The following is a 23,298-nucleotide window of genomic DNA, read 5'->3' on the forward strand; positions in this document are numbered from 1 at the left end:
TTGCTGAAGGTCAACGGCTTATATGTTGACCGTTATATTCTATAGCCTAAATACCTGATACTGGATGTATCTTCTAAACGGGAAAGTTGTATCCGATGCACTAAGGGCGGCAAAGGATTTTTTTGTATCAAAAAGGGAATGCCATAGGAATTGGGCACTCAATAAAGTAGCTGAAACGGCACCCAAATGTTTGCTGTTCTGAGAAGGCGTGGTATGGCGTACCTCCTCTTCTTGCTCTTCACTTTCGGCAACCTCAATAGCAAGTTTCTTATCACTGGATAAGGGATTGATACCAATACTGGCATGTTGGTTAACGTCTTTTAGTTCAAATAAAGATTCCTTGTTATCTGAACTTACGGTATCCTCAACCTTTAAGTTGGAATGAACAAAGTAAAGCCCACACAATAAGGTGAGCACTAATGGCAATGCATATCTAAAAAATCTTTGTTTCATTTCGAAGGCGAAATTATATCAAGAAAATACTGTTAACAAAAAGTGGTTGTTAAAAAAATGTAAAAATCGATAGAAAAGTGATTATTGAAGCCTAGTGGAGCTTTTTTTATATAATTAGTAATTAATGGATTACTAAATGTCAATCTTGGCAATGCACTAAACCCTTTCTTTTCAAATAAAAGACATTATTCAGGATTTGACGCATTTACCCCTTTTATTGTCGGGTTTGCCAAATTTCGAAAGGATATCGTAGAGTATATTTGAAGTAATAGATTAAAAACAAGTCAGTTAAAATAAATAGATATGAAGACAATAGAAATTTCTACAGTTGTAGATAGTAGTATAGAAAAGGCTTGGACATATTGGACAAAGCCGGAACATATTCAAAATTGGAATTTTGCTTCTCCTGATTGGCATTGCCCAAAAGCGGAAAGTGAATTAAAAGAAGGTGGTAGATTTTCAAGCAGAATGGAAGCCAAGGATGGTAGTATGGGATTTGATTTTGGAGGTCATTATACCAAAATAGTCCCAAATAGCACTTTGGAATATACCTTGGATGATGGACGGGAAGTATCGATTAAATTTTCGGAAAATAATGGCAAAACTAAAATAGTGGAGACCTTTGAGCCCGAAAACCAAAATCCATTGGATTTACAACGCCAAGGGTGGCATGCCATTTTAAATAATTTCAAGAACTATGTAGAATCCAATTAAATAAGATTAACCAATTAGTCATATATATTTTAAAATCGTAAGCTTAAAATGATTTTTTGGATACTACTGATTTTCGATTCTTTGTTGCTTGAATTTCTTTCTTATAAAGTTGGTTATATTTGATTAATCCACCTAATCGTAAAAAATATGAAATCAATTTGGCTAAATCTGCCAGTAAAGGATATCGAAGCTTCCAAGGTATTTTTTAAGCAAATTGGGTTTAGGGAAAATCCAATGCACGCCCATGCCACTCATATGGCAAGTTTTTTAATAGGTGAAAATGATTTTGTGTTAATGCTCTTTCCGGAGTATGCATTTCAACATTTTACTCAATCTGAGATTTCCGACACCAGTATAGGTTCAGAAATGTTGATTAACCTAGACGCACAAACAAGAACAGAGGTAGACGAAATGACAACTAGCGTAAAAAAGGCAGGGGGAAAGATTTTTGCAGAACCAGCCGAGGTGGATGGCTGGATGTATGCAATGGGTTTTATGGATCTAGACGGTCATAGATGGAGCATGTTGTATATGGAAATGGATAAAATGCCCAAGTAATTTCAGTGGATTTAAAAGTTTAGAAAACCAACGGAAAACAAAAAAGCCTTCAAGAAATTGAAGGCTTTTTGCGGTCTGGACGGGACTCGAACCCGCGACCCCCTGCGTGACAGGCAGATTTTATTTAAATTCATATGAATTAAAAAGTCAATAAATACGGGGATTTTCAGGGGTTAGTTGTATCTTTAAGTATATTTAAGACCATAAAAAACCACTTTTTGCGTGCAAACTGCGTGCAAATTTGCGCGCAGACTTTAACATTTAATATGGCTACATACATAAAGCTCTCATTGGATAAACGAAGGAAAGATATCAAAATCTTCCCATTAATTTTTCGATTGACCCATAATCGAAAATCCACAAGTATAGGTACAGGATACAAATTATCAGCTTCCGAATGGGATGATAAAAGGCAAAAAATTAGGTCATCCTTCAAAGGCACAGAATCGCCTTCCCGTCTGAACAACCTTTTGCAAAAGAAAATCGCCCGTATGGTCGATATCCTTGCTAAATTGGAGGAGGGTGACAAATTGAAGTATATGAGCGTGTCCGAGGTAAGGAGCCATATTACCCGTACCACAAAAAAGGTGACTTTTTACCAGTTTGCCGAAAAGCAGATAGCAGACCTAATAAAAGCGAACCGTATTGGAAATGCAAGGGCTTACAAACATGCCTTAAAAGCGGTAAAGAATTTCAGAAACAACAAGGATTTCACATTTGATGAATTGAATCTCGAATTCCTAAACCGATTTGAAAAGCACCATTTGGCCAAGGGCAATAAACTGGGCGGCCTTAGTGTCTATTTAAGAACCATTCGGGCCATTAACCGTAAAGCTATAAAGGCGGGGGTTGCGGACAAGGAAGGATACGCCTTTGACGATTACGTAATACGTAGCGGAAAACCTGAAAAGCGGGCCTTGACCTTCGATGCCATTCGCAAAATTGCTTCGCTTGATCTTGAAGAAGGCACGGCTATTTTTAGGGACAGGAATATTTTTATGATGAGCTTCCTGCTCAACGGCATGTCCTATGTCGATATGGCTCATTTAAAGTTGTCCAACATTGTTGACGGTCGTATCAAATACTCCCGTAAAAAAACAGATGAACCTTACAATATTAAAATCCATGACCAACTTAATCCATTGTTATCATATTTTACTGAGGGAAAGAAAAAAACTGAGTATCTATTGGATGTAGTCAAAAGTGAAAATCCAATTGAAAGCTACAATCAAATAGTTTGGGCAAGAAAAAGGTTTAACGATAATTTGAAAAAGCTTGCTGAACTTGCAGGAATAGAAGAAAATATAACAAGTTACGCCGCACGCCATTCATTTGCTTCGAGTGCCAATGACATGGGAATTCCGCTGACGGCCATTTCCCAAATGTTGGGGCACAAACGCATCAGTACCACACAGGCATACTTAGCAGGGCTTAGGAAATCCAAAATTGATGAATACCAGGACGAAATTATGGACAAGCTCTCGGGATAGTCCTTTCCCTAGTCGGCTTATCCATAATTGGACTTTCACTTCTTTTTCCCTAGCAACAAAAATCCAAAAAACAGTTTTGAATACGGAATTAGAAATTGAATTTATTCATCGTATTCTAAAAAGTGAATATCCAACAATACACAAAGAAGAAACTTTCCTTGGCGAACTTCGACGTTGTGATTACCCTTATTATTATCAGTGCTTGTATTTGCCAACGGAAGAAATCACCATAAAGTGTTAAACATGTCCAATAGGAACTGGAGCATCTTTCTGAACGAGTTTTTGATGATTTATGAAAAAAGGGCAGCTTGCTGCTTAAGTCAAAATCCTGCTATATACAAAATATTAACGAAGTGGTTAGGTTTACTTTTAATTTGAGATATATTGTAACCAATTTTTTCTTATGTTTTTAAGGACGACTCATCTTTAGGTGGTTTTTTTATAACTCCAAACGGCCAAACCATTCATTACAATTGCATAAGCCAATGTTTTTATGGCCAATGGAAAAATATCGGTAAAGCCGGAACCTTTGAGCATTACCATTCGTATAATCTCTACAAAATATTTAATGGGATTGAATTCTGTCAGTATCTGCGCCCATTTGGGCATACTTTCTATGGGTGTAAACAAACCACTCATCAAAATAAATATCACGATAAAGAACCAAGCAATAAACATGGCTTGCTGTTGGGTATCGGTAAAGTTTGAAATAAACAAACCCATTCCTAAAATCACCAGTATATACACCGAAGTATAGCCATAAAGAAGCAGTAGGTTTCCGAGTATGGGCACGTTAAAAATAAATTTGGCGAGAATTAACCCAACGGTCAAGAGTCCCATACCCAACACCCAAAACGGAAAGAGTTTGCCAATGATAAATTGATATTTTTTTATGGGCGTTACATTAATTTGCTCCAATGTGCCTATTTCTTTTTCCCTTACAATGTTCATTCCTGATAAAAACAGCGTAATCATAGTAACGAGTAGCACCAAAATACCTGGTACCATAAAAGTTTTGTAGTTGAGGGTTTCGTTATACCAAAACAACGGAATACTCTCTATACTACTGGGTTGCTGAACGGAATCTGAAACCTGTATCAAGTCTGTTGCAATATGTTTGTTATAGTTTCGTATAATTTGGTTTGCATACACATTAATGACTCCTGCCGCCGAACCGTCAATGGCATCAATAAATACACCTATTTCGTTGTGCTGGTTTTCCTGTAAATCACGTTCAAAATTTGTTGGAATGCTGATATACACATCCACACTGCCATCTTGCATTGCAGTATAGGCATCTTTTTGAGAAGAAAATTTTTCTGATACGTTAAAATACATTGAAGACTCAAATCGTTCGATTAATCCTCCGGAGGTGCTGCTGTTATCGGCATCCACATAACCAAAAGTTATGTTTTTTATTTCGTAGGTAGCTGCATTTGACAGAATGACCAATTGTAGGACTGGTAAAATAAAAATGATGGGCAGCATTCCTTTATTTCTAAAGATTTGCTTGAATTCCTTTCTTATGATATACAGGATAATTTTCATCGATATAAAAACTAGCTAGACTTTTTGGTTAGGTCTTATTCATGTTGATCAGCAACAAATTTTTTTAAAAATACCCTTTATAGGTTTTCATTTCATTCGAGCCTAATCTTATATTTTTTAACGCTGATACCCATAAATACTAAAGTCATAGCAAATAAAATCAATGTTTCCTTTAATAGAAAGCCAATACCAACCCCTTTGAGCATATTACCTTTAACAATAATGATAAACCACTTGGCGGGAATAATGTTGCTAATACCTTGTAATGGCAAGGGCATACTGCTGACAGGGAAAATAAATCCGGATAGCAATATGGTGGGCAGCATTAAACCCATAAGGGAAATCATCATCGCGGTTTGTTGGGTTGCCGAAATGGTTGAAATTAAAATACCCAACGCCAATGATGTAATTATAAACAAGATGCTTTCAAACCCTAACAAAAACAAACTGCCCTTTACGGGAACATTAAAAATAAATATACTCAACAGCACTATGACAATGGCATTGATAACCGATAAAAAAATGTAAGGAAACACTTTGCCAATAATCACCTGAAAGGGTTTTAAGGGTGACACTAATAAAATTTCCATGGTGCCTTGCTCCTTTTCGCGGGTGATGGATATAGAGGTCATCATTGCGGACACCAACATCAAAATAACCGTCATTACACCGGGAACAAACATATACACACTTTTAAGTTCTGCGTTATACACCATACGGATCTGCGGTACAATCTGGTAATCAATAGTCACTTCGTTGTTTAACTCCTGTTGGTAATTTTTAAGGATGGACGAGATGTAATTACTGATGGTATTTGCCATATTGGGGTCGGTGGCATCGGTCAATATTTGTACGGTTGCTTGCTTTTCTTTAATGAGGTGACGCCCAAAATTATTTTCAAACTGAAGTACGGCTTTTACCTTTCCTTTTTTGAATATGGATTCTATGGACGACTCTTGTTGAATGATATCTACAATACTAAAATGCCTTGAAGCAGCAATTTTATTGATGATTTCTTTGGAAGTAACATCATTGGACTGGTCTAAAAGAGCGATATCCACATTGTTGATTTCATTGGTAATTGCAAAACCGAACAAAAGGATTTGGGCAATAGGCATCCCGAACAAAATAAACAGTGAACGCCTATCACGGAAAATATGATAAAATTCTTTCCTTACAAAACCTACAAATCGTTTCATCCTCTCGGCAAGTTTTAAAAACACATCGTTCATTGTATCTGTTTCATAATGTTCTTTTAACTTTTTGGGTGTGTCCAGGGCTTCGATTTTTCCATTTACCATTATAGATACACGGTCGCAATATTCCGCTTCGTCCATATAATGGGTAGTTACGAATATGGTAGTGCCATTGTGGGCAGCTTTGTAAATGAGTTCCCAAAATTGTCGTCTCGTAATGGGGTCAACGCCACCGGTAGGTTCATCTAAAAACACAATTTTGGGTTCGTGCAATAAGGACACCGAAAATGCCAGCTTCTGTTTCCAGCCCAAAGGCAAGGAGGCCACCAAACTATTGGTTACTTCTTGAAGTCCTAATTCTTCAACCATTTCGCAACGTTTTTGGTCTATTTGTTTTTTGGACAAGCCGTAAATACCACCAAAAAATGTAATGTTTTCTTTTACCGTGAGGTCATCGTACAAGGCGAATTTTTGACTCATATAGCCAATGTTTTTTTTGATGGATTCGGTTTGTTTGTAAACATCAAATCCAGCTACTGTGGCTTTGCCCGAAGAAGGGTACGAAATTCCAATAAGCATTTTCATTGCAGTAGTTTTTCCGGCACCATTGGCACCGAGAAATCCAAAAATCTCCCCAGCTTTTACGTGGAAACTTATTTGGTTTACCGCTGCAAAATCACCAAATAGTTTGGATAGATTATCGACTTCTATAACGTTTTGTGCTTTCATCATTTGGCTAATTCCATAAAGGTATCTTCTATGGTGGGTTGGGTACGTTCAATGTGAATATTGGTAAGTCCTTGTTGTACTAAATAGGATTTTATTTCCTCAACATTCATTGCTTCTCTCTTATCGGTATAATGCACAAATTCCCCGAAAGGGAAAACACTATAGGTATGCTCATAATGGGTTAAACTCGTAATTAAGCTGTACATATTAGAAGCACTGATATTATACAGTGGTTTTGGAAAGTGGCCAACTATAGCTTTTGGGATATCTATTTCAAGGATTTTACCGCCTTGAATTAATGCGATGCGGTCGCATAAAGCGGCTTCGTCCATATAGGGTGTGGATACCAAAATGGTGATACCTTTTTGCCGCAAGCGTTTCAGCATTTCCCAAAATTCTTTTCTTGAAACCGGGTCAACGCCAGTTGTGGGTTCGTCTAAAAACAAGACTTTGGGTTTGTGAATCAAGGCACAGCTCAAGGCGAGTTTTTGTTTCATTCCGCCCGAAAGTTTGCCCGCTCTTCTATTTTTAAAAGGTTCTATTTGCACATAGATGTCTTTAATTAAATCGTAGTTTTCCGCTATGGTAGTGCCAAAAATGGTGGCGAAAAAATTTAGGTTTTCCTCAACGGTTAAATCTTGATACAACGAAAAACGTCCCGGCATATAGCCTACACTGTTTCTAATGGATTTATAATCGCTCAACACATCAAAACCTGCAACAGTTGCTTGTCCTTTATCAGCAATCAACAGTGTGGTTAAAATCCTGAACAAGGTGGTTTTGCCGGCGCCATCGGGACCGATTAAGCCAAAGAGTTCGCCCGGTTTTACATCTAATGAAATATTGGACAAAGCCGTTACCTTATCATAGGATTTTGATATATTCTTTACAAGGATTCCCATTTATTTTATCAATAAAAAATGACTCTTTTTTAGCGCATCAACTTGGTGTTTTACATTGGCTTCAATAAAGACATAATCGCCTGCTTGTAAAGTTTCTTTAGTGCCATTTTCATCAGAATAAACGGCTTTACCGCTCACGCATACCAAGAATGCCGGTACTTTGGAAACGTGTTCTTTTAGGCTTTTGTTTTTTTCAATTTGAAGCGAGATTACTTTCTCGTCCGTAGGTTCAAACAAAAGTTGGGTTTGTACGTCTTTTTCTTGGGTGTGCAAGGTCTTCAAGTTCATCGTAGGGCTATTTTTTACGGTACCGCAACTCCATAAAGTGGCGATTGTTAATGTTATTAATGCTAGTTTTTTCATGGATTCTATATTTAGTTTTTTGAGTTTAACCACATTTCTGCAGGCATTCCTATTTTTAGGCTACCGTCATTTTTTACCTGTATTTTTACGGCATAGACAAGGGCAACGCGTTCTTCTTTGGTTTGAATGATTTTTGGTGTGAATTCAGCTTGCGAAGCTATCCAGCTAATAATGCCGTCGTACGATTTCACCCCCTCTTGATCATCGATTTTTACGGTTACGGTTTGGCCAATGGCAATAGATGCCAATTGGGTTTCGCTTACATAGACCCGCAAATCCATTGTTGATAAATCTGCAATTTTATAGAGCGGTTTGCCAAAACTTACAATTTCGTTAGGTTCGGCATATTTGGTCAACACTGTTCCGTTTACAGGGTTTACGATCTTGCTTTTTTGAATTTGGTCGTCTATTTGTAGCAGTTGTATATCAATACCTTTAAGCTCGTTTACCACCGGAGCGTTTTGAATTTCAACACTACGGATGCTGTTTTTTAAAACGGCGATTTCGCCATTAACATCATCCAATTGTTTTTGCGTTCCGGCGTTGTCTTTAATGAGATTTTCAGTTCTTACCTTATTAGTGTTGGCGGTTCTTAATTTTGCTTGTAACACATTAATCTGCGACAATACACCTTTAGATTTTGAGGTAATGACCTCTTTTTGTACCAAAAGCTGTTCTTTTTTTAAGTGAAGCGGAATGGTATCTATAGTACCTATTCGTTTATATTGTTCAATGACCGTACCTTCATCAATGTTAAAAGCTATGAGTTTTCCAGTGTTTTCGGCAGAAATGGTTATTTCGGTAGCTTCGAAGTTTCCGTAACCATCTGCTTTGTCTCCATTGTCGTTACACGCGATCAGTAGTGTTACAGCGGTGGGTATAAGTAGTATTATTGGTATATTTTTCATGGTTTTTCTAGTTTAAATCGCCCTTTAAGGTGTTGTAATTGGCTTTAGCCAGTTCCAGTTGGGTTTTATGTTGGTTAAATTGATTTTCAGCTTCGAAAAGCTTGGTAAGTTCAATAATGTATTGAGATGTGGTAATGACACCATTTTTTAATTGTGCATCAAAAGTGCGGACAACTTCTTGCTGAAGGGATATTAGTTGTTGGTCGATTGCCATATTACTTTCAAGAGTTTCTATTTCTTTTTGTTGTTCATGTAAGGAGGTATTGGTGTTCAGTCTAAAAACATCTTCCTGATTGCTGATGAGTTCTTTTGAAAAGTTGAGTGCTTGCCGTTGTTTTTTATTGCCGTTCCAGTCAAACACATTCCAGTTGAGCTTCAACCCAACAATGTAGTAGGCAGAAAAATCGTTTTCTAAAAAGTTGAGTCCTGGATTGCCCAAACCGCCTGTTGCAAAGGCATTTACTGCGGGTGCTATGGCTTTGGACAAAAGATTTTGTTGTTGTTCAATTTCTTGTTTTTTTAGGTTGAACAAGGATAATTCGGGTCGGTTTAAATCCTTAGTTTCTACAATAGAAAGAAACGGTTTTTGAAAACTGGTTTCTGTATTTAGTGTTACACCGATTAAAGTGGATAAGGATGTGATTAATTTGGATTTAGTATTGGTGGCTTCCTTGTATTGCTGTGTAATTTTTAATAATTCGGCTTCAATGACTTTATCTGATGTAGGCAGGAGAACCCCATTTTTTACACCCGATTTCACCTCGTTCAACGTGCTGTTCAATTGTTCTTTTTCGGCGTTTAACAAGAGTAGTTGGTCGTCGATTAAAAGAATAGAGAAATAGAGTTGGTTGACCCGTTGTTTCAATTGGTACAAATTGACCTCGACTTCTTGTTGTTTTCTTTGGGTACTGCTATTTTGCAACTGTTGGCTCGCCTTAATTCTTCCGCCATTGTATAGCAACTGATTGGCAGTAAGCGTTGTGCGATATTGGTCGTTGTTCAACGAGTTGATGTCCCCATTGGGGATAGGCACTTCGGTAACCTCACTTTGATAGGTCGCTTGCGCATCGAGGTTGAACTGAGGCAATGTTTTTGAGGTGATTGCCGAAAGTTCAGCAGTGTTTTGTTGTTCTAAAATTGCGCCTTGCTTTGCCAACGGATAATTGGCTTTTAAACCCTCGTAACAGGCATCTAAACTGATGCTGTTTTGGGTATGGCCAACAATTGTTGAAAAGAAAAATACTATCAATAAAAATCTCATTTGCTTATTTTTTTATAGCATTGATAATAAAATCTGAAACTGCCGTTTTTCGGTCTTCCAACATCGCTTTGTAAGCATTGTCATCTACATTTGTAAAAGCTTTGATTAATGGAGAAGCCACAAACGGAAAGACGTTTAAGGACAAAATATTGATAAACAACTGCTCTGCATTCACCGAAACAATAGTTCCCTTTTCAACTTCCTGTTCCACTTGCATTTTAAATTTTGAAATGTTTGGAAATGCCACGTTGTTTTTAATACTTTCAATAAACTTTGGGTTTCTGTTGAGCTCTTGAATGATGAAGTTGGGCAAATACGGATGCTTCATCATAAAACTGATATAATTTTGTGTAAAGCTTCTTATTTTATCTTCTAAAGCAGAATCGTCATTCAAAATAGCATTGAGTTGAGGCGCCAATAAGGCAAAGGCTTTATTAAACACCGCTTCAAAAAGCAACTGTTTGCTTCTGTAGTAATAATGTAACATTGCCTTGTTTATCCTTGCCTCATCAGCAATTTCCTGCATACGGGCGCCATCCATTCCTTTAGCCTGAAAAACCTGTTGTGCCGCGATCAATATCTTCTCCTCGGTTTGATTGTCCTTATGCTTTGTCATCTTAGATTATTTATCAACCAATTAGTTTAACCATTCGGTTAACAAATGTACAAAAATAATTTTATTGATAGAATCTCATTGAAAAAGTTTTGCTGAATACAATACATGGGGCCATGAAACATAAAAATATAACAATTCGTATGTACGCTTTCATTCCACATTTTAATCTTTCAGAGGTTCTATTAAGAAGGGCTGTATGTAACTTAGCTTGTATTTACCATAAACATAAATTGCTCCCCAAGTGTTGAGAAGTAATAAAAGATATTTTTATCCTTTATTTCTGATATTTGTCATATTCTTTAGGGAGACGCCTTCATAGATTTGTACTTATTAAACGGTAATCTCCATTTTTTATGGGATATACCGGCTACTTTTGCAAATCGAATTAGATAATGAAACAAGTCGCTATACTTTGTGTCTCCCTGGCCATGTTGGTCAAGCCCCTATGTCCCATAGTGGAGTACATTGTTAATTACGACTATATCGTAAACGTTCTGTGCGAAAACAAAGATCGTCCAGAGTTACAGTGCGACGGAAAGTGTTACTTAGCCAAACAGTTGGCCAAGGAGACCAAGAATAGCGAGGATAATCCCTTTGGGGAAAAGCGCTCCAAGTTGGAGAGTATACACTTGGTCTTTTTTGAAGTCTTGGCCCCAATAGATTTGACTTTTACGGTTTTTGATAAAAAACGGAACAACTTCCCAAGGGTTACTGGGTTAATTTCTTCACTTCTTTTTTCCGATTTCGGGAAACCCCCGGAACTGTCCTAAATACAGTATCCATTTGATTTTTGTGTTTGCGTCCACGGTCATGTGAAGACGTAAAGCACCCCCTGTATGGGTAAACTTAAAAACATTACTATGTATTATTTCTTTAAAATGTTGGTGTTTTGGGTATTAAAAGGCCCAAAAAAAACTATAAACATGGCCTTATTGGCACTTTGTTGTCTAAGTTTTCATGGGAAAGGTATTGGACAGGAAGTCCCCGTTCCTATAGATCAGGATTCCATCTTACCGATCAACCTCGCGGAGGTTATTGTAATCGCACCCATTTATAAGGATATGGAACATCGTACATACCAAAAATCTCTTGCTACCCTAGATGGATATTTGGAGTCTTCCCAAAAAGTTTCCATGATAAAAAGAGGGGCCTATGCCTGGGAACCCATGATCAATGATATGGCTTCGGAACGTTTGTCTGTCACCATAGACGGTATGCGAATTTTTGGGGCCTGTACCGATCGTATGGATCCCGTTACCTCGTATGTGGATGTTTCAAACCTATCAAATGTACATATTGCCAGTGGCCAACAAGGTGCCAAGATGGGCAACGCCATTGGTGGGGCACTGGATATGCGCCTGGAAAAAAGTGGATTTGTTCAAACGGATTGGAAAAGTGCCGTTGAGACCGGTTTTGAAAGCAATAATAATGCAAGTATCTATGGATACGAGCTTAATTATGCTTCGGATAGTTTCTATATTGATTCGGATATCATTTATAGGGATGCAAACAATTACATTTCGGGCGACGGGCAAGAGGTGGCATATTCCCAGTTTACCAAATACAATGTCTCCGTGAACACTGGGGTAAAATTCTCCGAGAGCCAAAAACTCCTCGCAAGTTTTATTTTTGATGAGGCGAAGGACGTAGGATACCCCGCCTTACCCATGGATGTCTCCTTGGCTAGGGCCTTTATTAGTTCCCTAAGTTGGGTGCAGGATACGTTTTTAGGCAATCTTTATGAGTGGGAAACAAAAATATACGCCAATTCAATTTCCCATGTTATGGATGACAGCCAACGACCAAATGTTCCCATCCGTATGGATATGCCTGGATGGAGCGACACCTATGGTTTTTATTCGCAGGCAAGATTACAGAGCCGTGGGCACAAATGGCTTTTTAAGTGGGACGGATTTTACAACAAGTCCTTGGCCGAAATGACGATGTATCCCAATAATCCCAACGAGGCCTCCATGTTCATGCTTACATGGCCCGATGTTCGAACGCTCAACACCGGACTATTTGCAGAAAACACCATGGCCTTTGAAAATAGTGTATTAACGATTGCCGGTAGAATTTCCGCACAGGGTACCAATGTCGCCAATGAGTTTGGTCGAAACAGCTTACGCATTTTTTATCCCTCTATGGAACAAATACAGGCCCGTTTTCTAAAAAGTCTGTCCACTGAATATCGGTATAATTTTAAGAATGTTGAACTTGTGAATGGCGTTTCCTATGGCGATAGGGCACCTTCGGTCTCGGAGGCATTTGGTTTCTATCTGTTCAACAGTTTTGACAACCACGATTATATTGGCGACCCTAACCTTAAAAACGAAGGCGCTTTGGAGTTGACTTCCAAAATCTCACTTCCTTTCAAAAGTGGAAAAATTGGCGCAGAGGGCAACTTTTTTCATACACTAAACTATATTCTTGGGGAAATAGACCCCACCCTCAGCACTATGACTATAGGGGCTGACGGGGTAAAAATCTATAGGAACCTGGAGTACGCTAACTTGTACAACGTAAGCCTAAATGGAGTCCGGGATATGAGCAAAAACCTTAAATATAATGGCTTGGTAAGTTACCACCGGGGTGTTGACCAAGACAGTAGGAACCTACCTTTTATAAGTCCGCTAACCTACTCCACCAGCTTTCGATATTCCTTGCCCAAGTTCTCTGCTTCACTAAGTTTACGAGGTGCGGCGGATCAAGTGAATTTTAATTCAGAATTTGGCGAAGATCGTACTTCCGCCTACAACGTGGTATCCCTTTCCGTGGCCAAAACCTTTTTTATCAGTGATGACCGATTAGATGCACAGGTAGGCGTAGAAAATTTATTTGACACCTATTATTCCACCTATACGGACTGGAACAATATTCCAAGAATGGGCCGCAATATCTATCTGACCCTTTCATATGCCATTAATTAAATAATTGTATACTTTTTTTAAATCACATTTTAAATATCAAATACTATGAAAACCATAAAATTTCTTTTTGTAACCTTGGCTGTGGCCATCTTATTCAATTCCTGTTCAGATGATAATGACGACCCCGTTATCGTGCAAGAAAACCCACTATCTGAAATGAACCGACTTACGACCCTCTCCGCCAATAACCATACAATCGAGTTGTATTCGGAGAATACTGATTTTACTGTGGGTTATAACATGTTCTATTATAGGATAAAGGACGAAAGTACCGATACCTATCTCTCCAATGCCCAAATTACTGTTAATCCTTTGATGCACATGACCTCTATGACCCATTCCTGTCCAAAATCCGCCATTTCCAAAATGGAAGACGATACGGTATATATGGGATATGCCGTGTTTCAAATGCCAGGTAATGCTGATGAGTATTGGGAACTGAATATGGAATACACCTTGGATGGGGAAACCTATGCTATTTCAGAACGGATAGATGTAGGAATGCCTGAAGATGGTTTTAAACGTGTTCATAGCTTCATTGGGGCCGATGATAAAAGATATATTGTAGCCATGATGCCCTTTGAACCTGAAGTGAAGGTTAACGCGTTTTCCGCCATGGTCTTTCAAATGGAGAATATGATGAATTTTCCAATAGTGGAAGGTTATACCTTGGGCATAGATCCCGAATGCCAAGTATGGGCAACCATAGTTCCCCAAACAATGAAAATCTGACTTTTGATTCTTCCACAGGAAAATATAAAGGAAAACTTTCACTTACCATGACCGGTTACTGGAAGATAAACCTACAACTATTCAATAAGCAAGGCGATGTACTAAAGGGTGAACCGGTAACCGACGAAAACGAAGCCAGTTCCCTATATTTTGAGCTAGAGTTTTAATTAATATTGAATCATTTGTAGGTAGGGCGGATTTCTATTTTAGCATAGGAATCCGCCCTATTTTATACCTTATAAGAGAGATGTATTTCTAGGATCGTTGCAGTGTCCATTCAAAAAAAGATATTAATCAAATGCCTAAAAAACTTTTCCCCATTTTTATATCCGCCACCAAATCCTGTACGGTAGTTTTTTTAAGATTTTCAACAAATTTTGTCTTGGTATCCCCAACCAAATGATGAACCGGGCAGGGATGATCGCTATCACAGGAGTGTAAACCTAGCATGCAGGAGGTTAACCTATTATCGCCATCAATAATATTCACTATTTCCGAAGGGAGACCCCCCTGTTTTCTTCGTTTAAATAAAATCCGCCGTTAGATCCCCGTACCGAGGAAATTAAATTGTGTCTCGTAAGTTCCTGCATCAACTTTGAAAGATACGCTTGTGGTATTTGGGTTTCCTTACTGATATCCTTGGCCAGGATTTTATGTTCAAAAGAAGAATTTACAGCCGAGATAAAGTACTGCGGTCAAAGCGTATTTGGCAGAGTTGGAAAGCATATTTATTCGTTTTTTACAAATATAAAGATTAAAAGACTTTTTTATCCTCTTTATGATAAATATCATGTTTAATGGCTTGTCTTACCACTAATTTTGAGTCATAAAACAATAATAAAGTACCTGAAACGGAAATTAAATGGGTAAACAAATACAATCTTTTTCGCCATTAAAGACACCTAACGGGAACTTTCAAGACAACAACCTAAATTTTGAAATATGAACACAAAGACTTTTTCAATCGGATTGGTATTTTCCCTTCTTCTTTTTGCCTGTGGAGGCAAGGAAGAAAAGAAAGAAGGTTTTAGCGTAGATCGTAAAAAAACCACTGAGAAAACCGTGGAATCTACGGAGCCCGCAAGCGAGGTTCCTGCCTCGCAACGAATTACCCTTGACAATAAAGGAGTTGGTCCTATCAAGGACCTTCCTTTAGACCCAAATATAGACCAGGCCATGGTAGATCGAGGAGCGGCTCTTTTCAAGACCAATTGCAATGCCTGCCATAAGGTGGACAAACGCTTCATTGGACCTTCGCCAAAAGGAATCATGGAACGTAGAAGCCCGAATGGATTATGAACATGATTTTAGATCCACAGTTGATGGTCGAAGAAGATCGATGTGCAAAAGATCTTCCGGTAGAATTCAATGGTGCTGCCATGGCAAACCAAAATATGACAGAGGACCAGGCCAGGGATATTTTGGAATTTTTCAGAACATTGAATTAATGAACCAGGATCATGTTACAATTACTTTCACTTTATATACTATGAGACAACTTTAAATACTATAACCAATGAAAACATCCAATTTAAAATCAATGTTGGGTCCCTTTTTAATCGGCCTCCTTTTGTTAGGCTGCAATGAGGCACCTAAGGAAACGAACTCAGGGGATCCCAGTGGTTCAATAGCAACCAGTAAAGAGCAAGGACAGGCATTTATTGAAAACGATGAATCCACCCCAACAGTTCTGAGTATCGCCATCAATTCTCCGGACCATACTACCTTGGTCGCAGCGGTACAGGCGGCGGATTTGGAGAATGCTTTGGTCAATGCGGGTCCCTTAATGGTGTTCGCGCCTACGAATGAAGCTTTCGATGCCCTTCCGGCAGGTACCGTTGAAAACCTATTGAAACCAGAAAACAAGGATGCGCTTGCCAATATTCTGAAACACCATGTTACCCCTGGGAAATATGATAAAGCATTTTTGAAAAATTTCAAGAAACTTGGTCAAGCGAACGACCAAAATACTACGGTAGAGGTCAAAGGTGACGATGTGTATGTTGGTGGAGCCAAAATATTGGCCAGCGTACCCGCAGGGAATGGTATTGTACACGTAGTGGATAAGGTAATACTACCCCCCAATCAATAATATTTATAAATAACCCTTTATAATAACTACAAATGAAAAAGTATAATTTTATTTTAACCATTCCGGCCGCTACCGCATTGATTAGTAGCTGTGGCAACCAAGGGAACAATAACTCGAACGGTGCCTTGGCCTCAAGTGCCGCTGAAAAAGCCTACGTGGCTCCTGGCGAACATGACGAGTTTTATGCCTTCATGTCGGGCGGATATAGTGGAAATATTACTGTATATGGCCTTCCATCTCGGCCGCCTATTTAAAGAGATACCTGTATTCTCTCAGTTCCCCACCTCAGGTTATGGGTATTCTGAAGAGACCAAGCCAATGCTCAATACTTCCTTTGGCTTTGTACCTTGGGACGATGCCCACCACCCTGACATTTCCCGGACCAACGGTGAGTTGGACGGAAGATGGATTTTCATCAACGGTAACAACACACCAAGAATAGCCAGGGTAAGCCTTTCGACCTTTGAGACCGAGGAAATTATAGAATTGCCCAATAGTGCAGGGAACCATAGTTCTTCTTTCATTACGGAGAATACGGAGTATGTGGTTGCTGGAACACGTTTTTCGGTTCCCGTTCCCCAGCGCGATATGCCCATTAACGAGTACAAGGGCAACTTCAAGGGTGCACTTTCCTTTATAAGTATAGCACCTGATACAGGTAGGCTGAATTTAGATTTTCAAATGATGATGCCAGGGTTCAACTATGACCTTTCCCACCCAGGACGGGGCAAATCGCACGGTTGGTTCTTTTTTACTACCTATAATACAGAGGAGGCCAATTCACTTATGGAGGTAAACTCATCCCAAAACGATAAGGATTTCATCGCTGCGGTCAATTGGAAGATGATAGCGGAATACGTTAAGAATGGTGGAGGAACCAAAATGGCCACCGAATATGCCCACAACGTATACGATGAACATACACACAGTGCCACTTCCACAATGAAGAAGGAAGTAATTACCGTAGACCCTACAAAAGTACCCGGGGCCGTCTTCTTCCTGCCCACCCCCAAGTCTCCCCATGGTTGTGACGTAGATCCATCCGGACAGTACATTATTGGAAACGGAAAATTGTCCGCAGACCTTACAATTCATTCCTTTGACAAGATGATTGCTGCCATTGAGGGTAAAAAATTCGATGGTGAAGCTTATGGGATACCGATTTTAAGATTTGAGGATGTGCTGGCTGGAACTGTAAAAAGTGGTGGTCTTGGACCCCTTCATACTGAATTTGACGACAAGGGAAATGCCTATACCACTTTCTTTATTTCATCCGAAGTAGTTAAATGGAAATTAGGCACATGGGAAGTATTGGATAGGCAGCCTACATTCTATTCAGTTGGTCATTTAATGATTCCTGGCGGAAACTCAAGAAAGCCTTTTGGCAAATACGTAGTGGCTATGAACAAAATTACAAAGGACAGATACTTGCCTACAGGTCCGGAAATGGAGCATTCCGCACAAATTTATGATATATCCGGTGATAAGATGGAGCTCATATATGATTTTCCAACCCATGGGGAGCCGCACTATGCCGCAGGCTGTCCTGCAGATTTATTGGCACCTAAGTCCAAGAAAATCTATAGGTTGGATGACAACAAGCATCCATATGCGGTGACCAGTCCGGATCAGGCAAAAGTGGTTCGCGAGGGAAATGAGGTACATGTGTATATGTCTACCATAAGAAGCCATTTTACCCCGGACAATATAGAGGGAATAAAAGTGGGTGACAAGGTATACTTCCATATTACCAACCACGAACAGGACTTCGATGTACCCCATGGCTTTGCAATGATAGGGCAAAATACATCGGAACTATTAATCATGCCAGGACAGACAAAAACATCTGTTTGGGAACCAAAAAAGGTGGGGGTCTCGGCCGTTCTATTGTACGGATTTTTGTTCAGCGCTACACCAAGAAATGCAAGGTTATGTGAGGGTCTCCCCGGCAGATTCAAATGTTCCCTTAACTTATTCCTTAGGAGAATAGTCTATAAAATTTAGTTGGTTGATTGATATAGCGGACGTGAGTATTAACGTACCCGTCCGCTATTCTTTATGCCAATTTTAAGGCACTGTTTTAACTAAAAAATAAAGTACGATGAAAAAAGCAAGCATACTGATGATTATAGGACCATTGTTCCTATTGGGCCTTTATTTTTTTCCCTTATGGAACATAATGTTGGGCGCCCCCCAATATCCAGAGCCTTTAGGTATGGACATCTATATTGACGGAATTAAAGGAACAAATGAATTTGACATTCAGAACATAGACGGTCTCAATCATTACATAGGCATGCGCAAACTTCCAAAACCGAGAGGAAATGTGGGAGTTTAGTACGTTCCCCATTGTAATCGGGGTCATGGTAGCCTTAGGGGTACTTATTGGAGTTTTTGGTTTTTTCAATATACTTACCCACAAATGGTTTATAGGCTGGTTCCTGTTCATGAGCATTTTAGGTGTTCTAGGAATGTACGACTTTAACGCCTGGATGATAGATTATGGTACGAACCTAGACCCAAATGCCATCATGAAATTGGCCAATCCTGATGGTACACCCATGAGCTATAAACCGCCTCTTTTTGGCCACGCCAAAATGCTCAACTTCGATGTCACCTCTCTGCCCGCAACAGGGGCTTGGATGATGTTTATTGGTATGACACTCACTCTGGTGGCGTTTTACCTAGGCTGGAAGAAGGAATCAAAAAACAAAGAAAGCGAAATTAAAAACTATGCTACAACATGAAAATTAACATTATACTCCTACTTACTTTGACATATCTAATCTGGGATGCTCTGGTACTCCCAAAGTATTGGAATATGGAACCGAAGGTTGTCATTATTGTAAAATGACCATAGTGGACAAACAACATGCCGCCCAGTATGTGACCAAAAAAGGTAGAACCTATAGCTTTGATGCTACCGAATGTATGCTGAACCAATTGAAGGAAATAAATGAGGAAACAGTGAACCTTTTCCTGGTGAACGATTATAATGACCCAGGTAGTATGCTAGATGCTTGCAAAGCCACCTATTTAATAAGTAAGAATATACCTAGTCCTATGGGGGAATATCTAAGTGCCTTTGGCACGATCGAGGCTGCACGGGAGATACAGACCGAACAGGGGGGAGAACTATTTACTTGGACAGAAATTAAAAACCGTTTTGATCTTTGATTATGGGCAGCCTTGTAAATTTAAAAGTAATTGATTGTAAGGGGGTTTTAGAAGACAATTATATTGGACGTATTGCCTACATTGCTGACAATGTACCACATGTAGTTCCTTCAACCTATTTTTTTGACAGATATAAGGAACGTATCCTTTGTTTCGCAACTAACGGGCATAGAATCAATGCACTTAGAATGTACAACAAGGTATCCTTTCAAGTGAATCACATTGAATCTTTTAAAAATTGGAAATCAGTACAGGTACACGGTATTTTTGAGGAACTTACAGGTAACGAGGCAAAAGATAGCTTAAAACGTTTTGTTGACGGCGTGCAGGGAACCATAGAAAAGAAAAACGCCGAACGGCCGTCTTTTCTAAGCCATTTTTCAACCAAGTTGCAGGAAGCGGAAATGCCCGTAGTATATTCAATCGTCTTGAACGAGATAACTGGAAAATCCATAACGGACAATTCTTAAATAAAATCAGAAAAATGGAAGAATATTTTCTCATTGATAGAACCATTAAAAACCAACCTTTTTCGAAACTTCAAATACATCGGTTAGTAGCTACGGAAGCTATCGAAATTTTGAGTATTTCTTTAGAAAAGGGCGTTGTTTTCCCGTAACATGTTTCCCCTACCGATGCTCAATTGATTGTACTTGAAGGATGTATAGCCTTTCATATCAAAGGCAAGGAATTTATTATAGGTGAACAGGAGACTATAAGGTTCAAAAAAGAAGAAAAGCACTGGGTAAAGGCCACGAAAAATTCCAAATTTCTGATTATTAGACCTCATTGATTGGGTCTTAACACCAAAGATTGCAGCAAATATTCAACTGTTTATATCCTGAATCATTAAATAACCATAAAACGTCCTACAGCAGTAATAATACAAATTATGAGTGCATATACTAATATCCTATTCATAGTGTTCTGCCTCGTGCTTACCGTACAACGCTCCTTCGCAAATACGATTCCCATTTGCGCCGACTGCGAAATAACTACCATTACAGAAGGTGTCTCGGTAGCAATGGAGTATGATACGTTATTAATAAATAAGGGAGTTTACAAGGAATTCAATATTCTTATAGACAAACCATTGACATTATTGGGCCAAGACTATCCAATTATTGATGGAGAGGACAAGGGAGAGATAATCCGTATAATTTCCGATCATGTTACATTGGATGGTCTTTTCATTATCAATGTTGGCACAAGCTACACGTCAGATTATGCTGCCATACGAGTTGTAAAGAGTGAACATTTCTTGATTCAAAATGTTGTCTTGGAAAAATTGTTCTTCGGTATTTATTTGGAAAAGAGCAGTCAAGGCAGAATCTTCCATAACAAAATCATTGGTGATGCCATAGACGAGTATAATTCGGAAATGGCATTCAACTTTGGCATTCACACAATGTGGAAGTGGACAGAAATATTGTACGGGGCGTTCGAGATGGTATTTATCCGGAATTCTCGGATAACATAACAATCAACAATAATACCAGTACGGACAATTTGAGATATGGTCTTCATTTTATGTTCTCAAACGATGATGTATATACCAACAATACTTTTGAAAACAACGGTGCGGGCGTGGCCGTGATGTTCTCCAAGCGCATAAAAATGTACAAAAACACCTTCCGAAAGAACTGGGGCACGGCATCCTATGGGATGCTATTGAAAGAGATAAACGATGCCGAAATCAAGGATAATATTTTTGAGGAAAATACCATTGGGATTAATATTGAAGGATCTAACCGTATTACTTATACAAAGAATGATTTCGTTTCCAACGGATGGGCCGTAAAAGTATTGGGTGCCTGTTATGCCAACACGTTTTCCCAAAACAATTTTCTGTACAACTCGTTCGACATCTCATACAACAGCAAATTGAACGACAACACCTTTGACCAAAATTATTGGAGCGATTATACGGGCTATGATCTGAATAAAGATGGTATTGGTGATGTGCCCTACCGCCCAGTAAAATTATTCTCCTATATCGTGAATAGAACGCCGGAGACCATTGTACTGCTCCGTAGCCTTTTCATGGACATTATCGATTTTTCTGAAAAGGTATCGCCTATATTCACCCCGGACAATCTTATGGATGCCAACCCATTAATGAAAAGACAATATGATAGAAATTAAGGATTTACATAAGAAATTTGGCAAAAACCAAGTACTTTCAGGTATTGACCTTGAAATCAAGGATGGTGGCATCTTTGCAATACTGGGCCCAAACGGTTCTCGTAAGACGACCTTGATCAAAAGTATATTGGGTATGGTCATTCCAAATAAAGGAAACATTATAGTTGCTGGAAATTCGATTAAAAAGACCTGGAAATATCGAGAAGGCATCGACTACCTTCCCCAAATTGCAAATTTTCCGGGAAACCTTAGGGTTCGAGAGCTTATTCGAATGATAAAGGATTTAAGACGCTCGATCCGCAAACGAGGATGGACTGGTAAAAATGTTCAAACTTGAACCCTTTTTGGATAAAAAACTCTCAACGCTTTCAGGGGGTACCAAACAAAAAGTGAACATTGTTTTGACCTTTATGTTCGATAGTCCGCTCATTATTTTGGACGAACCCACCACGGGGCTCGACCCGGCATCCTTGATACATCTCAAGAGACTGATACAAGAAGAAAAGATAAAGGGAAAGACCATTTTAATCACTTCACACATCATGCAGTTCGTTGCCGAAATAGCCGACACCATTGTGTATATTTTGGAAGGCAAAATTTACTTCAAAGGAAGTGTTGAAGAATTAAAGGCCAAGACCAAACAAACCGATTTAGAACACGCCATTGCGGCCATAACAACTACAACGGACCATGCTTAAAATATTGAAATATAGCTTTTTTGACCTAATTCGTAGTCGATGGAGCTACGTCTATTTTTTATTTTATCTTTTATTGGGATTTGTACTCTTGTTCCTTAACAACGATGTGTCAAAGGCGGTGATCACATTGATGAATATCATCATCGTTTTAGTACCCTTGATAGGCACTATTTTTGGGGTCATGTACTATTATAATTCCAAAGAGTTTACAGAGCTTTTACTGGCCCAACCTATAAAACGATCCTCTATTTTTTTAGGGCAATATCTTGGTGTAGCGGGTTCTTTGGCCCTCAGCCTGATTATGGGTCTTGGAATACCCTTTATCCTATATGGACTCTTTCAAAGTGATGCCATCTTTGATTTTACATTGCTACTGGTTACAGGAGCATTTTTGACCCTTATATTTACAGCACTTTCCTTTAACATAGCCCTTTCAAATGAAAATAAAATCAAGGGCTTCGGCTATGCAGTACTCCTATGGTTGTTCTTGGCAGTGATATACGATGGGCTGTTTTTAATGTCCCTCATTATCTTTAAAGAATATCCCTTGGATACATTTTCTCTCGGCCGCCACCATGATCAACCCGATCGACCTTTCAAGAATTTTAATTTTATTGGAACTTGATATTTCTGCGTTATTAGGATATACGGGAGCAGTGTTCAAAAAATTCTTTGGTACACAAACGGGTTTGATAATTTCTATTGTAATGTTGGTGATTTGGACGGCTATCCCTTTATGGTGGTTAACTTACAAAGCAAAGAGAAAGGATTTTTAATACGATAGAC

At 38.9% G+C, this 23,298-nt stretch carries 22 protein-coding genes and 6 pseudogenes; 17 read left to right on the plus strand and 11 right to left on the minus strand.

The genetic code is table 11. The features are described 5' to 3' along the window. Window positions 1-39: 39 nt before the first annotated feature. On the minus strand, window positions 40-453 hold the full coding sequence (locus NYZ99_RS01805; RefSeq protein WP_260573212.1) for a hypothetical protein: 414 nt from the start codon (window positions 451-453) through the stop codon (window positions 40-42). Window positions 454-756: 303 nt separating this feature from the next. On the opposite strand from NYZ99_RS01805, the gene NYZ99_RS01810 reads away from it, so the two are divergent. The 3 genes from NYZ99_RS01810 (at window position 757) to NYZ99_RS01820 (ending at window position 3,215) form a co-directional block, all read left to right on the plus strand. Further along, a complete protein-coding gene (locus tag NYZ99_RS01810; protein ID WP_260573213.1) occupies window positions 757-1,167 on the plus strand; it encodes an SRPBCC family protein in 411 nt (136 codons plus the stop codon). Window positions 1,168-1,314: 147 nt separating this feature from the next. Next, entirely contained in the window at window positions 1,315-1,725 is a 411-nt protein-coding gene (locus tag NYZ99_RS01815; protein WP_260573214.1) for a VOC family protein, read from the plus strand. Between the two features lie 266 nt (window positions 1,726-1,991). Beyond that, the gene (locus NYZ99_RS01820; RefSeq protein ID WP_260573215.1) at window positions 1,992-3,215 is read left to right on the plus strand and encodes a site-specific integrase; all 1,224 of its coding nucleotides are present in this window, start codon (window positions 1,992-1,994) and stop codon (window positions 3,213-3,215) included. Window positions 3,216-3,641: 426 nt separating this feature from the next. On the opposite strand, the gene NYZ99_RS01825 is transcribed toward NYZ99_RS01820, so the two are convergent. The 8 genes and pseudogenes from NYZ99_RS01825 to NYZ99_RS01860 form a co-directional block, all read right to left on the minus strand. Next, window positions 3,642-4,763: an ABC transporter permease gene (locus NYZ99_RS01825; protein WP_260573216.1), complete on the minus strand. Its 1,122-nt coding sequence runs from the start codon at window positions 4,761-4,763 to the stop codon at window positions 3,642-3,644. Window positions 4,764-4,855: 92 nt separating this feature from the next. After that, window positions 4,856-5,962, minus strand: coding sequence for an ABC transporter permease (locus NYZ99_RS01830; protein WP_260575314.1), 1,107 nt, complete (start codon window positions 5,960-5,962; stop codon window positions 4,856-4,858). Window positions 5,963-5,968: 6 nt separating this feature from the next. Then, window positions 5,969-6,688 (minus strand): annotated as a pseudogene (locus tag NYZ99_RS01835) (ABC transporter ATP-binding protein); the annotation flags it as partial. Beyond that, the gene (locus NYZ99_RS01840; RefSeq protein WP_260573217.1) at window positions 6,688-7,590 is read right to left on the minus strand and encodes an ABC transporter ATP-binding protein; all 903 of its coding nucleotides are present in this window, start codon (window positions 7,588-7,590) and stop codon (window positions 6,688-6,690) included. The pseudogene NYZ99_RS01835 and the gene NYZ99_RS01840, both read right to left, overlap by 1 nt. Then, window positions 7,591-7,953 (minus strand): cupin domain-containing protein, encoded by a 363-nt coding sequence (locus tag NYZ99_RS01845; protein WP_260573218.1) that lies wholly within the window; start codon window positions 7,951-7,953, stop codon window positions 7,591-7,593. Window positions 7,954-7,964: 11 nt separating this feature from the next. Beyond that, entirely contained in the window at window positions 7,965-8,861 is an 897-nt protein-coding gene (locus NYZ99_RS01850; RefSeq protein ID WP_260573220.1) for an HlyD family secretion protein, read from the minus strand. Window positions 8,862-8,868: 7 nt separating this feature from the next. Continuing rightward, window positions 8,869-10,122, minus strand: a complete 1,254-nt coding sequence (locus tag NYZ99_RS01855; RefSeq protein ID WP_260573221.1) for a TolC family protein — start codon at window positions 10,120-10,122, stop codon at window positions 8,869-8,871. A gap of 4 nt (window positions 10,123-10,126) precedes the next feature. After that, the gene (locus NYZ99_RS01860; protein ID WP_260573222.1) at window positions 10,127-10,738 is read right to left on the minus strand and encodes a TetR/AcrR family transcriptional regulator; all 612 of its coding nucleotides are present in this window, start codon (window positions 10,736-10,738) and stop codon (window positions 10,127-10,129) included. A gap of 392 nt (window positions 10,739-11,130) precedes the next feature. Between NYZ99_RS01860 and NYZ99_RS01865 the strand changes: the two genes are divergently transcribed. The 4 genes from NYZ99_RS01865 to NYZ99_RS01880 all read left to right on the plus strand — a co-directional run bounded on the left by NYZ99_RS01865 (window position 11,131) and on the right by NYZ99_RS01880 (window position 14,567). Further along, window positions 11,131-11,508, plus strand: a complete 378-nt coding sequence (locus tag NYZ99_RS01865) for a hypothetical protein (protein ID WP_260573223.1) — start codon at window positions 11,131-11,133, stop codon at window positions 11,506-11,508. A 153-nt stretch (window positions 11,509-11,661) separates the two neighbouring features. Continuing rightward, window positions 11,662-13,668 (plus strand): TonB-dependent receptor plug domain-containing protein, encoded by a 2,007-nt coding sequence (locus tag NYZ99_RS01870; protein WP_260573224.1) that lies wholly within the window; start codon window positions 11,662-11,664, stop codon window positions 13,666-13,668. 45 nt (window positions 13,669-13,713) lie between these two features. Continuing rightward, window positions 13,714-14,400, plus strand: a complete 687-nt coding sequence (locus tag NYZ99_RS01875; RefSeq protein ID WP_260573225.1) for a hypothetical protein — start codon at window positions 13,714-13,716, stop codon at window positions 14,398-14,400. Further along, a complete protein-coding gene (locus NYZ99_RS01880) occupies window positions 14,364-14,567 on the plus strand; it encodes a hypothetical protein (protein ID WP_260573226.1) in 204 nt (67 codons plus the stop codon). The genes NYZ99_RS01875 and NYZ99_RS01880 overlap by 37 nt, the downstream gene beginning before the upstream one ends. Before the next feature lie 127 nt (window positions 14,568-14,694). Here NYZ99_RS01880 and NYZ99_RS01885 read toward each other — a convergent pair whose 3' ends face one another. Beyond that, on the minus strand, window positions 14,695-14,850 hold the full coding sequence (locus NYZ99_RS01885) for a hypothetical protein (RefSeq protein ID WP_260573227.1): 156 nt from the start codon (window positions 14,848-14,850) through the stop codon (window positions 14,695-14,697). Between the two features lie 38 nt (window positions 14,851-14,888). Next, complete coding sequence (locus NYZ99_RS01890; RefSeq protein WP_338039480.1) at window positions 14,889-15,083, minus strand: Rrf2 family transcriptional regulator; 195 nt, start codon at window positions 15,081-15,083, stop codon at window positions 14,889-14,891. Window positions 15,084-15,342: 259 nt separating this feature from the next. Between NYZ99_RS01890 and NYZ99_RS01895 the strand changes: the two genes are divergently transcribed. The 10 genes and pseudogenes from NYZ99_RS01895 (at window position 15,343) to NYZ99_RS01935 (ending at window position 23,288) form a co-directional block, all read left to right on the plus strand. After that, window positions 15,343-15,699: a c-type cytochrome gene (locus NYZ99_RS01895; protein ID WP_338039238.1), complete on the plus strand. Its 357-nt coding sequence runs from the start codon at window positions 15,343-15,345 to the stop codon at window positions 15,697-15,699. 2 nt (window positions 15,700-15,701) lie between these two features. Next, on the plus strand, window positions 15,702-15,848 hold the full coding sequence (locus tag NYZ99_RS21010; RefSeq protein ID WP_338039239.1) for a hypothetical protein: 147 nt from the start codon (window positions 15,702-15,704) through the stop codon (window positions 15,846-15,848). A gap of 68 nt (window positions 15,849-15,916) precedes the next feature. Further along, the gene (locus NYZ99_RS01900) at window positions 15,917-16,492 is read left to right on the plus strand and encodes a fasciclin domain-containing protein (RefSeq protein ID WP_138256400.1); all 576 of its coding nucleotides are present in this window, start codon (window positions 15,917-15,919) and stop codon (window positions 16,490-16,492) included. A gap of 32 nt (window positions 16,493-16,524) precedes the next feature. After that, a pseudogene (gene nosZ / locus NYZ99_RS01905) lies at window positions 16,525-18,482 on the plus strand (Sec-dependent nitrous-oxide reductase). Window positions 18,483-18,593: 111 nt separating this feature from the next. Beyond that, window positions 18,594-19,239: pseudogene (locus tag NYZ99_RS01910) on the plus strand (hypothetical protein). 67 nt (window positions 19,240-19,306) lie between these two features. After that, entirely contained in the window at window positions 19,307-19,669 is a 363-nt protein-coding gene (locus NYZ99_RS01915; RefSeq protein ID WP_260573228.1) for a nitrous oxide reductase accessory protein NosL, read from the plus strand. A gap of 2 nt (window positions 19,670-19,671) precedes the next feature. After that, entirely contained in the window at window positions 19,672-20,139 is a 468-nt protein-coding gene (locus tag NYZ99_RS01920; protein WP_260573229.1) for a pyridoxamine 5'-phosphate oxidase family protein, read from the plus strand. Window positions 20,140-20,561: 422 nt separating this feature from the next. Beyond that, a pseudogene (locus NYZ99_RS01925) lies at window positions 20,562-21,814 on the plus strand (nitrous oxide reductase family maturation protein NosD). Next, window positions 21,801-22,512: pseudogene (locus tag NYZ99_RS01930) on the plus strand (ABC transporter ATP-binding protein). The pseudogenes NYZ99_RS01925 and NYZ99_RS01930 overlap by 14 nt, the downstream one beginning before the upstream one ends. Then, a pseudogene (locus NYZ99_RS01935) lies at window positions 22,505-23,288 on the plus strand (ABC transporter permease). The pseudogenes NYZ99_RS01930 and NYZ99_RS01935 overlap by 8 nt, the downstream one beginning before the upstream one ends. The last annotated feature ends 10 nt before the right edge of the window (window positions 23,289-23,298 follow it).

This window comes from Maribacter litopenaei (genome assembly GCF_025244665.1).
Classification (GTDB): domain Bacteria; phylum Bacteroidota; class Bacteroidia; order Flavobacteriales; family Flavobacteriaceae; genus Maribacter; species Maribacter litopenaei.

Excerpts from the sequence above, each read along its gene's own strand:
- NYZ99_RS01805 (WP_260573212.1), bottom strand. The coding sequence starts at position 453 with ATGAAACAAAGATTTTTTAGATATGCATTGCCATTAGTGCTCACCTTA.
- NYZ99_RS01810 (WP_260573213.1), top strand. The coding sequence starts at position 757 with ATGAAGACAATAGAAATTTCTACAGTTGTAGATAGTAGTATAGAAAAG.
- NYZ99_RS01815 (WP_260573214.1), top strand. The coding sequence starts at position 1,315 with ATGAAATCAATTTGGCTAAATCTGCCAGTAAAGGATATCGAAGCTTCC.
- NYZ99_RS01820 (WP_260573215.1), top strand. The coding sequence starts at position 1,992 with ATGGCTACATACATAAAGCTCTCATTGGATAAACGAAGGAAAGATATC.
- NYZ99_RS01825 (WP_260573216.1), bottom strand. The coding sequence starts at position 4,763 with ATGAAAATTATCCTGTATATCATAAGAAAGGAATTCAAGCAAATCTTT.
- NYZ99_RS01830 (WP_260575314.1), bottom strand. The coding sequence starts at position 5,962 with ATGAAACGATTTGTAGGTTTTGTAAGGAAAGAATTTTATCATATTTTC.
- NYZ99_RS01840 (WP_260573217.1), bottom strand. The coding sequence starts at position 7,590 with ATGGGAATCCTTGTAAAGAATATATCAAAATCCTATGATAAGGTAACG.
- NYZ99_RS01845 (WP_260573218.1), bottom strand. The coding sequence starts at position 7,953 with ATGAAAAAACTAGCATTAATAACATTAACAATCGCCACTTTATGGAGT.
- NYZ99_RS01850 (WP_260573220.1), bottom strand. The coding sequence starts at position 8,861 with ATGAAAAATATACCAATAATACTACTTATACCCACCGCTGTAACACTA.
- NYZ99_RS01855 (WP_260573221.1), bottom strand. The coding sequence starts at position 10,122 with ATGAGATTTTTATTGATAGTATTTTTCTTTTCAACAATTGTTGGCCAT.
- NYZ99_RS01860 (WP_260573222.1), bottom strand. The coding sequence starts at position 10,738 with ATGACAAAGCATAAGGACAATCAAACCGAGGAGAAGATATTGATCGCG.
- NYZ99_RS01865 (WP_260573223.1), top strand. The coding sequence starts at position 11,131 with ATGAAACAAGTCGCTATACTTTGTGTCTCCCTGGCCATGTTGGTCAAG.
- NYZ99_RS01870 (WP_260573224.1), top strand. The coding sequence starts at position 11,662 with ATGGCCTTATTGGCACTTTGTTGTCTAAGTTTTCATGGGAAAGGTATT.
- NYZ99_RS01875 (WP_260573225.1), top strand. The coding sequence starts at position 13,714 with ATGAAAACCATAAAATTTCTTTTTGTAACCTTGGCTGTGGCCATCTTA.
- NYZ99_RS01880 (WP_260573226.1), top strand. The coding sequence starts at position 14,364 with ATGGGCAACCATAGTTCCCCAAACAATGAAAATCTGACTTTTGATTCT.
- NYZ99_RS01885 (WP_260573227.1), bottom strand. The coding sequence starts at position 14,850 with ATGCTAGGTTTACACTCCTGTGATAGCGATCATCCCTGCCCGGTTCAT.
- NYZ99_RS01895 (WP_338039238.1), top strand. The coding sequence starts at position 15,343 with ATGAACACAAAGACTTTTTCAATCGGATTGGTATTTTCCCTTCTTCTT.
- NYZ99_RS21010 (WP_338039239.1), top strand. The coding sequence starts at position 15,702 with ATGATTTTAGATCCACAGTTGATGGTCGAAGAAGATCGATGTGCAAAA.
- NYZ99_RS01900 (WP_138256400.1), top strand. The coding sequence starts at position 15,917 with ATGAAAACATCCAATTTAAAATCAATGTTGGGTCCCTTTTTAATCGGC.
- NYZ99_RS01920 (WP_260573229.1), top strand. The coding sequence starts at position 19,672 with ATGGGCAGCCTTGTAAATTTAAAAGTAATTGATTGTAAGGGGGTTTTA.